Origin of the sequence: Phascolarctobacterium faecium (assembly GCF_003945365.1) — a bacterium.
GTDB classification, from domain to species: Bacteria; Bacillota; Negativicutes; order Acidaminococcales; family Acidaminococcaceae; genus Phascolarctobacterium; species Phascolarctobacterium faecium.
This window is the reverse complement of sequence record NZ_AP019004.1, coordinates 1,837,749-1,850,498: the sequence shown is the minus strand read 5'-3', so window position 1 is coordinate 1,850,498 and position 12,750 is coordinate 1,837,749. Positions and strand designations below refer to the sequence as shown.

Sequence of the window (12,750 nt, the reverse complement as noted above, 5' to 3'; positions counted from 1 at the left end):
AAACAATGATGATTAGTGATTATAGATTAGAGCAGAATTTACCTTATGATTTAACGCGGCCTGTCGCTGAGATGGCCGCGTTCTTTGACATTTTACCGCAGTCTGACAGTACTGATGTGCTTAAAATCGTGCAGGAAGCTGATGGCTGCGTGGCGATTTTGCAGACGGAAGACGGCACCAGAAGAGTAAGCAGGCCATTTACAATTTTACAGGATGTACGGGGCGAATGGGTGCGCTGCGCTAAGCTGGCGGTGCTTGATGTGCTGGGACAGGCTGTGAGGCGCGGTCTGGTGATGCCGTGGGGAATTTTGACAGGCGTACGTCCGGGAAAACTTGCCCATAAGCTTTTAGACAGCGGGTTAAGCTGTGACGAGCTTCCGCAGTATCTGGAGCGTCATTACCTGCTGCCTCACGGACAGGCGCAGCTGCTGACAGAGATTTGCCTGCGGCAAAGACAGCTTTTGCCGGCTGCGGAAAAACAGGTCGGCATTTATATCGGTATTCCTTTTTGCCCTACGCGCTGTTCTTATTGTTCTTTTCCATCGGGAATTGTGCCGCTTGAGGAAGAATTACAGCAAAAGTTTTTAAATTTCATTGAACAAGATATGCTTACTGTGGTACAATTATTAAGTATGTATAGCCTAAATGTTACTGCTGTTTACATTGGCGGCGGTACGCCGACCAGCCTTAGTGAAACGGCGTTTGCACGGCTCATCGCGCTGACGGCGCGGCATTTGCTTTTGCCTGGGGTGCGCGAGTTTACAGTGGAAGCAGGACGGCCTGATTGTTTCAGTGCCGAAAAGCTGAAAGTTATGGAAGCCTGCGGAGTGAACAGGATCAGCGTCAATCCGCAGACTTTGCACGACAAAACTTTAAAAGCAATTGGCCGCAGTCATACGGTGCAGGATTTTTATCGGTCCTATGACCTGGTACGGCACAGCGGCATCAAAACCGTCAATACCGATCTGATCATCGGGTTGCCGGGGGAAACGGCTGATGATGTGCGGGCTTCGCTTGACGGCATCAGGGCTTTGGCTCCTGATAATCTGACAGTGCATACCTTAACGCTCAAAAAAAGCGCCCCGATATTTGGTGCGCAGTTCAGCAGTCTGACGGCTGAGGATGCAGAGGCGCTTGTAGCTTACGGCGGCGAAACTGCTGCAGCAATGGGGATGCTGCCTTATTATTTATACCGCCAGCATTACATGCTGGGTAATCTTGCTAATATAGGCTATGCTGCTTCAGGCAGTGCCAGCCTTTATAATATTCAGATGATGGAAGAGCGTCACGTTGTGCTTGGAATCGGGCCGGCGTCTGCGACTAAAGTGCCGCAGGCAGACGGGCATCATCTTAAAAAGCTCAATATGCCCAAAGATATCGGGACATATACGGGTAATCTGCCGCAGCTGGCGCATAAACGCAGCCTGCTTTTTGCGGATGAGGAGGAATAGATGTGTTGACCACAGCACCGAGAGGCACGAAAGATATCCTGCCGCGCGATGTGGAAGCATGGCGTTATCTGGAACGCACTATGCGTGAGATTTGTGCCCAATATGGTTATCTGGAAATCAGGACGCCTGTTTTTGAGCATACCGAGCTGTTTTTGCGCGGTATCGGTGAAACGACAGACGTTGTTGAAAAAGAAATGTACACTTTTACTGACCGAGGTGAACGCAGTCTGACGCTGCGCCCTGAAAATACGGCTTCTGCCGTCCGGTCGTATGTAGAAAATAAAATGTATGCCGATCCGGCGCCGACAAAGCTGTTTTATATCGGGCCGATGTTCAGGTACGACAGGCCGCAGGCCGGGCGTTACCGGCAGTTCCATCAGTTTGGCGTGGAAGCGCTGGGCGTAGAGGGGCCTAATATCGATGCCGAGATCATTTTACTGGCGGTACAGATTTTGCAGACTTTGGGTTTAAAAGATTTGAAGCTGAAAGTAAATTCTGTCGGCTGCCCGAAATGCAGACCACTGCACAGAGAGAAGCTGCAGGAATATTTCCGGCCGCATCTTGGCGAGATGTGCAAGGATTGTCAGTCGCGTTTCGACCGCAATCCATTACGTTTACTGGACTGCAAAAATCCGCACGATCAGGAGCTGGCTGCTGGTGCGCCAAGCCTGGAGGAATGTCTGTGCGAGGAATGCAAAACACATTTTGAAGGCTTGAAAGAGCTTCTGACCGCTGCCGGAGTCGATTATGTAGTCGACCATAATCTGGTGCGCGGCCTTGATTACTATACTAAGACTGCCTTTGAGATCCAATATGCTCCCCTGGGAGCGCAAAGCGCTGTCTGCGGCGGTGGCCGTTATGACGGCCTGATCGAGGAGATAGGCGGGCCGGCAACACCGGGTATTGGATTTGCGATGGGTATGGAGCGTGTGCTGCTGGCAATCGAAAGCCAGAATCTGCTGCCGCAGTTCGATAACAGTATAGATGTCTTTGTAGTTTGCCCGGGCAGTGCAAACTTTACGCTGGCTTTTAAGGAAGCGATCGCTTTGCGCCGTGAAGGGCTGAAGGTGGAATTTGACTTTTTGGGCCGCAGTATGAAAGCCCAGATGAAGCAGGCTAACAGATTGGCTGCCAAATATGTGTTGATTTTAGGTGAAGACGAGGTAGCGCGCGGTTGTGCCGTATTAAGAAATATGTCGACCAGCGAGCAGACTGAGATCCCTATCCAAGATATTACATCAATTTTAAAAACAGAGGTGCAAAGTCATGAGTGATTCTTTAAAACGCAGTCATAGCTGCGGTTTGCTGACTAAAGAGGCAGCAGGCGAACAAGTAGTTTTATGCGGTTGGGTTGCCAAACGCCGCGATCACGGCGGGTTGATTTTCGTCGATCTGCGCGATCGCAGCGGTATCGTTCAAATTGTCGTTGACCCTGACGATGCAGGCAATAGCTTTACGACTGCTGAAGCTATTCGCAGCGAATACGTTATCAAAGTAGCAGGTAAAGTGCGTCTTCGCGATGCAGCTACCGTTAACCCGAATCTTGCTACCGGCGAGATCGAAGTGGTTGCCGCTGATTTGGAAGTACTCAATGCTGCTAAAACTCCGCCGTTTTACATTCAGGACGATATCGATACGGATGAGAACCTGCGCTTGAAATACCGTTATTTGGATTTGCGCCGTCCGGAAATGCAGAAGAATTTGATTTTGCGTCATAAAGTTACTAAATTGATGCGTGATTATATGGATAAAAACGGTTTCTGTGAAATCGAAACGCCGATGCTGACTAAAAGCACTCCTGAAGGCGCGCGTGACTATCTGGTGCCGAGCCGCGTCAATCCTGGTAAATTCTATGCTTTACCGCAATCACCGCAGATTTTTAAACAGATCTTGATGGTTGCCGGTATGGAGCGTTATTTCCAGATCGCACGCTGCTTCCGCGATGAAGATCTGCGTGCTGACCGTCAGCCGGAATTTACTCAGTTGGATATTGAAATGTCTTTCGTAGACGCTGAGGATATTATGGAAATGATGGAAGGCCTGATGGCGTATGTATTTGAAGGCGCTATGGGTAAAAAGATCCAGCTGCCGATGCAGCGTTTGACCTGGGACGAAGCTATGGACCGTTTTGGCAGCGATAAGCCGGACCTGCGTTTTGGTATGGAACTTGTCAATATGTCTGAAGCAGTTAAAGATTCTGACTTTAAAGTGTTCAATGCTATCGTAGAAGACGGCGGTGTCGTTAAAGCGATCAACGTTAAAGGCTATGCCGCTATCCCGCGTCGTGAGCTGGACGGTCTGGTTGAATTCGTTGGTATTTATGGTGCCAAAGGTCTGGCGTGGATGCAGATTCAGGAAGATGGCAGTGTCAAATCGCCAATCGCTAAATTCTTCAGTGAAGCACATTTGGCAAATATCCTGAAAACTGCAGCGGCTGAACCGGGCGATCTGATTTTGTTCGTTGCTGATAAACCGGCTGTAGTTGCTCAGGCTTTAGGTGCTCTGCGTCTGGAAATGGCTAAACGCCGCGAACTGATCGACGAAGATATGCTGGCATTTGCCTGGGTCGTAGATTTCCCGATGTTTGAATATAACGATGAAGAAAAACGCTATGTGGCAATGCATCATCCGTTTACGGCTCCACGTAACGAAGATCTTGCTATGCTGGCTACCGATCCTGGTAAAGTATATGCCAAAGCTTACGATATGGTACTTAATGGTACAGAAATCGGCGGCGGTTCCATCCGTATCCATCGTCGTGATGTCCAAAACGAAGTTTTCAAGGCTATCGGTCTTACCGAAGAGCAGGCAAAAGAGAAATTCGGCTTTATGATGGATGCTTTTGAATATGGTGCTCCTCCGCACGGCGGTTTGGCCTTTGGTCTTGACCGTTTGATCATGATTATGGCTAAACGTGATTCTATCCGCGACGTTATTGCTTTCCCGAAAACACAGAGTGCAAGCTGTCTGATGACTCAGGCTCCGAACGATGTTGACGAGAAACAGCTGCGTGAATTGCATATTCGTGCAACATTAGTCAAAAAAGACAAATAATAAGAGTCAGACTCTGTAAAAAAGGACTGCTGCGGCAGTCCTTTTTTTATAGTAAACTGATTCTGGTAAAAGTGTTTTACTTAAAGACGAACCGGTTGTGAAAAAAAGAAAAAATATCTCTTTAAAAACAGAGAAAACCGCTTTATACCTTGTGATTTTAAACAAATTTTGGTATAGTATAGATGTAGTAAGAAATGCTCTTACTGCATTAAAAACGCTTTTTACCCTGCGATGTTCGTTACGTGTACCTCTTAGTTTTGAGCCAACACTCTTACCTAGGGAGCCTGACTGAGCTCCGCCTTTTAAAAAACTGCCCCCTTGAGGGGACTTTTGCGACTGGCGGGAAGGCACCCACCTGCACTTGCAGGTTCAAAACATGAGGCTGGACGGCATTGTGGGGCAAAATATTTTTGGGGGTAAAAATGGATCTGTCACGTGTTGCGATGGTTATCGGTAAAAACAAGCTGCCTGTTTTAGGGCAGGCCCGTATTGCAGTCGTTGGGTTAGGCGGCGTGGGTTCATATGTTGCCGAGTCATTATGCCGCAGCGGGGTAGGTCATTTATTATTAATAGATGCCGATAAAGTGGCGGCAAGTAATATCAACCGTCAGTTACCGGCTCTTACCAGTACCTTCGGCAGGTTCAAAACCGAGGTTGTCAGACAAAGATTGCTGGATATCAATCCGGATTGTGAAATAGAAACGGTCAGTAAATTTTATGAACCTGGCGCTTTTGCCGAGTTTTTTTCCGGCAGCTTTACTTTTATCGCCGATGCGATCGATTCAACGCCGTCAAAGGTCGATCTTTTATTAGAATGTGTGCAGCGCGATATTCCTGTCATTTCTTCGATGGGCACAGGCAATAAGCTGGATCCGACGTATCTTGCAGTGGAGGACATCAGCGGTACTTCTGTCTGCCCGCTGGCAAGGTCGGTAAGGAAACAGCTGCGTGCGGCAGGTGTCAAAAAAGGTGTAACTGTAGTTTATTCCAAAGAACCGGTACAGCGTGCTGAAGCAGGCGAGGTTCCGGGAAGCATGGTATTTGTTCCGGCGTCGGCAGGATTGCTGATGGGATCGTATATCGTACGTCAGATTATTGCAGAAAATAGCTAACCGGCCTTTAGAGCCGGTATTTTTATCAGATCCTGGAGGTGGATGATGGATAGTTTGTTTGCACAGCCGCAGAAAAAACCTTTGGCTGATCGGATGCGGCCTACAAGGCTTAGCGATTTTGTCGGGCAGGAAACTGCAGTAGGCGAGCGCAGTCCTCTGCGCCGAATGATCGAAAAGGATCAGTTGCAGTCGGTGTTGTTTTACGGACCGCCGGGTACTGGTAAAACAACTTTGGCACAGGTCATTGCCCATATGACAGGGGATGAATTTGTTGCTATCAATGCCGTTTCATCCGGTGTACCTGAGCTGCGAAAGCTGATTGCTAAGGCGCAGGAGCTGCAGCGCGGCGGGATGGGGCGCACTATCGTGTTCATCGACGAGATCCATCGCTTTAATAAAGCTCAGCAGGACGTATTGCTGCCTTATGTGGAAAACGGTACTATCATTTTGATCGGTGCGACTACTGAAAATCCTTTTTTCGAAATCAATTCACCGCTTTTGTCAAGGATGAAGGTTATTCGTCTGGAACATTTAACGGCAGACGGTATCAAAAAGATTTTAGAGCGTGCGCTGACAGATAAGGAAAAGGGTTATGGATCAGAGGGTATTACTGTAACTGCCGAGGCTTTGGAAGCTTTGGCGGATTTTGCCGGTGGTGATGCGCGGGTGGCTCTTAATTTGCTGGAACAGGCTGAATTTATGCTGCCGGACGGCAGTAAGGAAATTACGATGGATGTATTGCGCAGCGTGGCAGGTAATGCTTTGCAGCGCTATGATAAAAAAGGTGATTATCATTACGATATCGTTTCGGCTTTTATTAAAAGTATGCGCGGCAGTGATGCCGACGCAGCTCTGCACTATTTGGCCCGTATGCTGGAAGGTGGAGAGGACGTAAGGTTTATTGCGCGCCGGATCGTTATCTGTGCGGCTGAAGATGTAGGCAACGCTGATCCGCAGGCCTTGGTAGTAGCAAATGCTGCGGCGCAGGCAGCGCATTTTGTCGGGCTGCCTGAAGCTCAGATACCTTTGGCTCAGGCCGTTTGCTATATAGCTAACGCTCCTAAAAGCAACAGCTGTTATATGGGTATTTTCAATGCTCGTCAGGAAGTCAGGTCAATCAATACCAGAGTTCCGAAGCACTTGCGTGATGCGCATTATCCTGGTGCTAAGCAGTTTGGCCACGGGCTTGGATATAAGTATCCGCACGATTACCCAGGTGGCTGGGTTGAGCAGCAGTATCTGCCGGATGAACTGGTAGGTCATAAATATTATTATCCGAAAGATATTGGTGAAGAAAGCAGACTGCTTAAAAAAAAGAATGAAAAAGATTAATTTGAGCTGCTGATAATAATAAAACCCCCGTACTTTTTAGTACGGGGGTTTTGTATTGGCCGATATCATGGCTGACGTGGAGTGGGGACGTTGCTGACAACAGGTTTTTGGTTGCCGGTATTATTTTCGCTGCCGTCTAAGATTTCCTGAACACGTTTTTTCATGCTAGGCTTCTGCGGTTCAACGTCGCCTACGTTTTCACGGATACGGTCTTTTTTGCTGGGTGGTTTAGGCGGTTCTCCGGGAACGGAGGTGGCGCCTTTTTTATCTTTGTCTTTGTCCTTATCTTTATCCTTGTCTTTATCTTTGTCCTTATCATCATTCTTGATATCTGGTTCAGGCGGTATTACTACGCCTGCCGGGCGGACAAAGTTAGCAACGGGAACGTTTGCAAGAGCGTTAACCATGAATTCATGCCAGATGCTGAGCGGTGCGCCGCTGCCATACATATAATCAAGCGGACGGCCGTTATCATCGCCGATCCATACGGCAGCCGACAGATTGGGGGTGAAGCCTACAAACCAGGCATCCTTATAATCGTCGGTAGTACCGGTTTTACCGGCTGCCGGGCGGCCTATGCCTGCACCGCCTGCAGTACCGTCAACAAAGACGTCGCGCATGATATCGACAGTTTGATAAGCGGCTTTAGCATCAACTACAGTTTTGGTCTCCTGCTTATGTTCAAAAATAACTTTACCGTTACGGTCAACTATTTTGATAATAGCAGTTGGAGCGTTGTATTTGCCGCTGTTACCGATCGTGCCATAGGCAGCTGCCATTTCCAGCGGCGTAGTGCCTTTGCTCAGGCCGCCTAAAGCCATGGAAAGATTGATGTCAGTATAATGTCCGTCTTCAATAAGTGTAGTGATACCAAGGTTTTTTGCCATTTGGAAAACCTTTTCAGGACCGACCTGCTGAGCTACTAGAATGGTAGGGATGTTGTAGGATTTTTTCAAGGCTGTTCTCAGGCTTACTTTGCCATGCCATTGCAGGTCAGAGTTTTTCGGTTTCCAGCCGGGCGCAAATTCATATTCCTTGTCTTCAACTACCGTGGCAGCGGTAAGACCGTTGTCCATAGCGGTAAGGTAAACAAAGGGTTTGAAAGCGGAACCTGGTTGCCGCACTGCAAGCACAGCACGGTTGAATTTATCCTGGCCGCGTCCGCCGATCATGGCTTTGATATAACCGTTAGTAGGGTCTACGGCTACTAAGGCGACTTGCGGCTGTGTAAGCTGATAGTCGTCTTTGTAGTAATCAGGCAGATATTTTAAAGATTCGGCAGCGGCTGCCTGCATATCCAGATCCAGAGTAGTGTAGATTTTCAGTCCGCCTTTATAAAGCGCATCGGCGCCGAATTCTTCTATAATGTGCTGACTGCAGTAATCAATAAAGTAGGACAGGTTATCTTTCTGCTGGTTTTTGTGATTGTTCAGCTGCAGTTTCTCTGCTTTGGCTTTGGCTGCCTGTGCTTCCGTAATGTAACCGTATTTGGCCATTTGGTCTAAAACTACTTCCTGACGTGCTTTACTGTCTTTGGGATTTTCAAAAGGATTATAATAGTTAGGGCTTTTAGGAATAGCTGCCAGAGTAGCGGCTTCTGCCAGATCAATGTCCTGAACATGCTTGCCGAAGTAATAGAGAGAAGCACTTTCGATACCGTAGGTTCCTTGTCCAAAATAGATACGGTTCAGGTACATATCAAGAATCTCATCTTTGGTATAGCGTTCTTCCAATTGTTTAGCAATAAAAGCTTCTTTTATCTTGCGGGTAATGGTACGCTCCTGGGAGAGAAAAGCGTTTTTTGCCAGCTGCTGGGTAATAGTACTGCCGCCCTGCACCTCGCCGCCGCGCAGGTTTGTCCATAAAGCGCGGGCTGTACCACGGAAGTCGATACCGCCGTGTTCATAGAATCTGTTATCTTCGATAGCGATAAAAGCCTGCTGCAGGTGCTTCGGTATTTTATCGAAAGCAACTGGCAGACGGCGTTCTTCCGAAGCCGTGGTCGAGATGACGCGGCCGTTAATATCAAAAAACTGCGAAGCGGCATCGGGAATAAGCGATTCTTCCATATCTTTGGGTGCGAAGAAACCTGCAAGTCCCCAGAATGCTGCGGCGCCTAAAATAGCAAGCGCAACGAAGGCGATGATTATAAATTTAATTATTTTTCCCATACATAAACCTCGGTTCTCTTAATCATTTTCCTTTAAACCAGCTTTATACTAACAAAGCTATTTTTATCTAACGGCTATTATATCATATTTTTATACGAATTTGTGATAAAAAACTTTTATATTAAATGTAATAAAAATGAAAACAGCTTCCGCCGCTTGCAGCAGAAGCTGTTTGATGTTACCAGATATTAAGCAGATGCTGCATTGCCAGGCTGACAACCGCTATGCAGAACCAGCAGATAAGACCGAGCAGGATCGGTTTGCCGCCGGTTTTGATCAGTTTGACTAAATTAGTGTTGAGACCTATAGCTGCCATTGCCATGGCAATCATAAATTTACCGATGGCCGGCAAAAACTGGAAAAAGTCAAAGTGGGAACCAGCAAAGGTGTTGATAATTGACGCACCTAAAAAGTAGATGATGAACATCGGGAAGATAGAGGAGATTTTTACTTCCGATGTTGTAGCTTTACGTTTGGAGGTAAGATAGGCCAGTCCCAGACAAATAGGAATGATGGCTAAGGTGCGGGTCAGTTTGACGATAGTTGCATAATTCAGCGCGGTATCGCTGCCGCTGGCGCTGGCCCAGGTTTGTCCTGCAGCAACTACAGATGAGGTATCGTTGATTGCCGTACCGGCCCACATGCCAAAGCCCATATCGTTAAAGCCGAGTATAGCGCCTAAGGTGGGGAAGAGGAAGGCGGCAATAACGTTAAAAAGGAAGATAACGGAAATCGACTGGGCAATGTCTTCGTCTGACGCTTTGATAACAGGTGCCGCTGCAGCAATTGCCGAGCCGCCGCAGATAGAAGAACCTACGCCTACCAAAGTTGCGATATCGTGATCGATTTTCATTATTCTGCTGACTGCATAAGACACGACCAAGGCAGTGCCGATCGTTGAGATAATTATCAGCAGAGATTGTGACCCTACCCGGAAAATTTCAAAAAGATTCATGCCGAAGCCGAGTAAAATAATCGCGTATTGCAGGATCTTTTTGGAAGTGAAGGTGATGCCGCCCTGGAAAATATCTGAGCGGGGGATACCGGCCATCAGCAGACCCAGGATAATGGCGAAAACTGGGGCACCTATAATAGGGAACAATTTACCTAAATATGCAGCTGGTACTGCAATAGCAAAACATAATGCCAAACCATGTAATTTATTACTTAAAAAATTCATTGTAAAACTCCTTCCCGAGAATGTAGTGTACTGTAATTTTAAAACAACTAGATCTTGTAAGTAAAATGAATAATCTTGATTGTTATAATCAGAAAACGTAATGAGGTCAAAGGTTCTAAAATTTACCGTACACAAAGGAAAGAGATAAATTGCCTTGATTGAATTAAAATGCTGCTGTTATTATACCTTGCTGCCGGAAAGCCTCCATTCCTTATAGAAAAACCAGCAGAAATGCAGTGTGACATAAAAAACAAAGAAGGATGCGACTATACATTCAAAATAATACAAATATTGGAAGAATTCATGCAGAACAACACCGAGCCGTGCGTAGTAATCCAGTGATAAACGCAGGGCAGAGGCAGTGATGACGAATGGGAAGGTGAAGGCTGCATAACTTGGATAGAACGGCAGACGTAAAAGGCGGGGCATCAGGCTGAGGATAAAGAAGAACAGCCCTTGAGCAGCTATCTGCATGACAGTAATCAGCAGGAAGTTTTTATCGGGAACTACTGCAAAGTATCCTGCCAGACTCAGGCTCATAGGTGCCGTGTAGATACAGATCAGTGGCTTGGCAGCTTCAGGTATCGGGTGATGGAGATAGCGGTAGGTGACCAGTGCCAGCAAAAGCATATAGGCGACGAAGCCAGACCAGAAGATATAATATCCTAATGTGAGATATCCGAAAGCGGGGGCGGTAACTGAAGCGACGACTATACCGACATACGCAATGAAGAAGGTTGGAAAAACGTTTTTCAGTTCCAGATTAAGCATAAAATTTTTGGAGAACCAGATGATTAAAATGGCGTGGGCAGCAACTGCCGCCAGCCAGATTGCTTCGCAGAGAAAAGGCGCGAAATCTTTAATATAGACACATAGCTGCATCGTAGTCATAAAAAAAGTGGCAGCAACACTGCCTAAAATAGGATTGCCGGTCATATCGGCGTGGACAAGCTTGGGATAACGCAGTATTTTTATAAGCAGCATTGCCAAAAGGATTGCAGCGAGAATACCGCAGGTATATTTCATCAGCGGAGAATAAGGCTGCAGCAGATTACCAAGTGCCGCTAAACCAAGAGATACTCCGGCCGTAGGAATTGGAATGGATTTTATCATTTTTAGAAAGCCTCCCTTTTAGAAAAGAAAAAGATAAATACTTGATGCCTAAAAACATTGTATAAATATCATAATACAAGTATAATGATTAGTAAAATGAATTGTTTTTATAATTATCATTAAGAAAAATAATGAGGTTACTATGTGGGAAGAACTGAAAACTTTTATTGAAGTTGTAGAACAGCAAAGCTTTACTAAAGCGGCGCAGAAATTAAATATTTCTCAGCCTACGGTGAGTTTGCATATCCGCAGATTAGAAGAGTGTTTCAACGCCGTGTTGATTCGCAGGTCTAAAAAACAAAAACAGCTTAGCGTGACTTATGCGGGCATGATTGTTTATGATGCGGCTAAGCAGATGAAAAGTCTGTGGCAGTTTACAGAAATTACGGTTAAAGAGCTGGGCAGCGAGATAAAAGGACGCTTGGCTATAGGAGCCAGTCTGACGATAGGCGAATATTTTCTGCCGGCATTTCTGGGCAGATTTATGAAACGTTATCCGCAGTTGGAAATAGAAGTGAAGATCGATAATACTGTTCATATTTGCGAACTGCTGCAAAGCAATAAGATAGATGTAGGTTTAGTTGAAGGAGAAACCGGTGATAAGAAATTCCATAAAGAAGAGTTCTATATTGATCGGCTTGTTTTGATAGGGCCGATAGGAAGCCCCAAAAAGATGCAGCGCCGGGATCTGGAAACAGTAACGTGGATAACGCGCGAACAGGGATCGGGCACAAGGGTGCAGTGGGAAGAGTTTTTAGAGAAAAATAGTGTATTGCCGGCTAAGACGATCATTTTCAATACTAATTTTGCCGTAAAGGAAGCGGTTAGAAATGATTTAGGATATGCGCTGCTTTCTGAACATATTGCAAAACAGGCGGCAGCTGCCGGCGAAGTAGAGCTGATTGAAACGCAGGAGGAAGCAGGACGTAAATTCGTGTGTCTGACCTTGGCTTCTGAAACGATGAGCAGGAATGTGCAGACTTTAGTGGATAATTTAAAGCGTGATTTTGTAAAGTGATTTTACAGGCGTCAAAAATAAATTTAAAATAGGGCTTGCTTTTTCTGTAGAAATTTAATAAAATAATAGTGCACCCCTAAACACGGGTGAATTTTTGTAAGTAGCCGTTAAAAAAGATGAAAAAAAGTAGTTGACAACATCGAAAAGATGTAATATACTATACAAGTCGTCAAAAACGGCAGGCAGAACCTTGAAAACTGAACAATAACCAAAAACGAATGTGCGGGCGAGCGTTTCTTGAAAGAGGAGCGTTTGCCAAGTCAAAAAATAATTTCTTAACAACAAATCGAAAGAGCCAATCGGCTTTCTCAATAAAACT

The 12,750-nt window shown here is 46.2% G+C and carries 9 protein-coding genes and 1 other RNA gene; 7 read left to right on the top strand and 3 right to left on the bottom strand.

Going from position 1 to position 12,750, the window contains the following annotated elements; all coding sequences use genetic code 11:
- Positions 1–5 precede the first annotated feature (5 nt).
- The 6 genes from hemZ to PFJ30894_RS08930 all read left to right on the top strand — a co-directional run bounded on the left by hemZ (position 6) and on the right by PFJ30894_RS08930 (position 6,949).
- Positions 6–1,451, top strand: coding sequence for a coproporphyrinogen dehydrogenase HemZ (gene hemZ, locus PFJ30894_RS08955; RefSeq protein ID WP_113077708.1), 1,446 nt, complete (start codon positions 6–8; stop codon positions 1,449–1,451).
- 2 nt (positions 1,452–1,453) lie between these two features.
- The gene (hisS, locus tag PFJ30894_RS08950; protein WP_113077709.1) at positions 1,454–2,725 is read left to right on the top strand and encodes a histidine--tRNA ligase; all 1,272 of its coding nucleotides are present in this window, start codon (positions 1,454–1,456) and stop codon (positions 2,723–2,725) included.
- Positions 2,718–4,505, top strand: coding sequence for an aspartate--tRNA ligase (gene aspS / locus PFJ30894_RS08945; RefSeq protein WP_021717158.1), 1,788 nt, complete (start codon positions 2,718–2,720; stop codon positions 4,503–4,505). Before hisS ends, aspS begins: the two co-directional genes overlap by 8 nt.
- Positions 4,506–4,725: 220 nt before the next feature.
- Positions 4,726–4,910: non-coding RNA, 6S RNA (ssrS, locus tag PFJ30894_RS08940), on the top strand.
- A gap of 17 nt (positions 4,911–4,927) precedes the next feature.
- Positions 4,928–5,617: a tRNA threonylcarbamoyladenosine dehydratase gene (locus PFJ30894_RS08935; RefSeq protein WP_125669623.1), complete on the top strand. Its 690-nt coding sequence runs from the start codon at positions 4,928–4,930 to the stop codon at positions 5,615–5,617.
- Between the two features lie 45 nt (positions 5,618–5,662).
- Complete coding sequence (locus tag PFJ30894_RS08930) at positions 5,663–6,949, top strand: replication-associated recombination protein A (protein WP_021717156.1); 1,287 nt, start codon at positions 5,663–5,665, stop codon at positions 6,947–6,949.
- Positions 6,950–7,014: 65 nt separating this feature from the next.
- Here the strand turns inward: PFJ30894_RS08930 and PFJ30894_RS08925 are convergent, their stop codons facing one another.
- The 3 genes from PFJ30894_RS08925 to PFJ30894_RS08915 form a co-directional block, all read right to left on the bottom strand.
- The gene (locus tag PFJ30894_RS08925; RefSeq protein WP_046430833.1) at positions 7,015–9,120 is read right to left on the bottom strand and encodes a transglycosylase domain-containing protein; all 2,106 of its coding nucleotides are present in this window, start codon (positions 9,118–9,120) and stop codon (positions 7,015–7,017) included.
- 178 nt (positions 9,121–9,298) lie between these two features.
- Complete coding sequence (locus PFJ30894_RS08920) at positions 9,299–10,300, bottom strand: YeiH family protein (RefSeq protein WP_125669622.1); 1,002 nt, start codon at positions 10,298–10,300, stop codon at positions 9,299–9,301.
- Between the two features lie 180 nt (positions 10,301–10,480).
- Entirely contained in the window at positions 10,481–11,413 is a 933-nt protein-coding gene (locus PFJ30894_RS08915; RefSeq protein WP_125669621.1) for a TDT family transporter, read from the bottom strand.
- Positions 11,414–11,555: 142 nt separating this feature from the next.
- Between PFJ30894_RS08915 and PFJ30894_RS08910 the strand changes: the two genes are divergently transcribed.
- Positions 11,556–12,431: a LysR family transcriptional regulator gene (locus PFJ30894_RS08910; RefSeq protein WP_021717152.1), complete on the top strand. Its 876-nt coding sequence runs from the start codon at positions 11,556–11,558 to the stop codon at positions 12,429–12,431.
- The last annotated feature ends 319 nt before the right edge of the window (positions 12,432–12,750 follow it).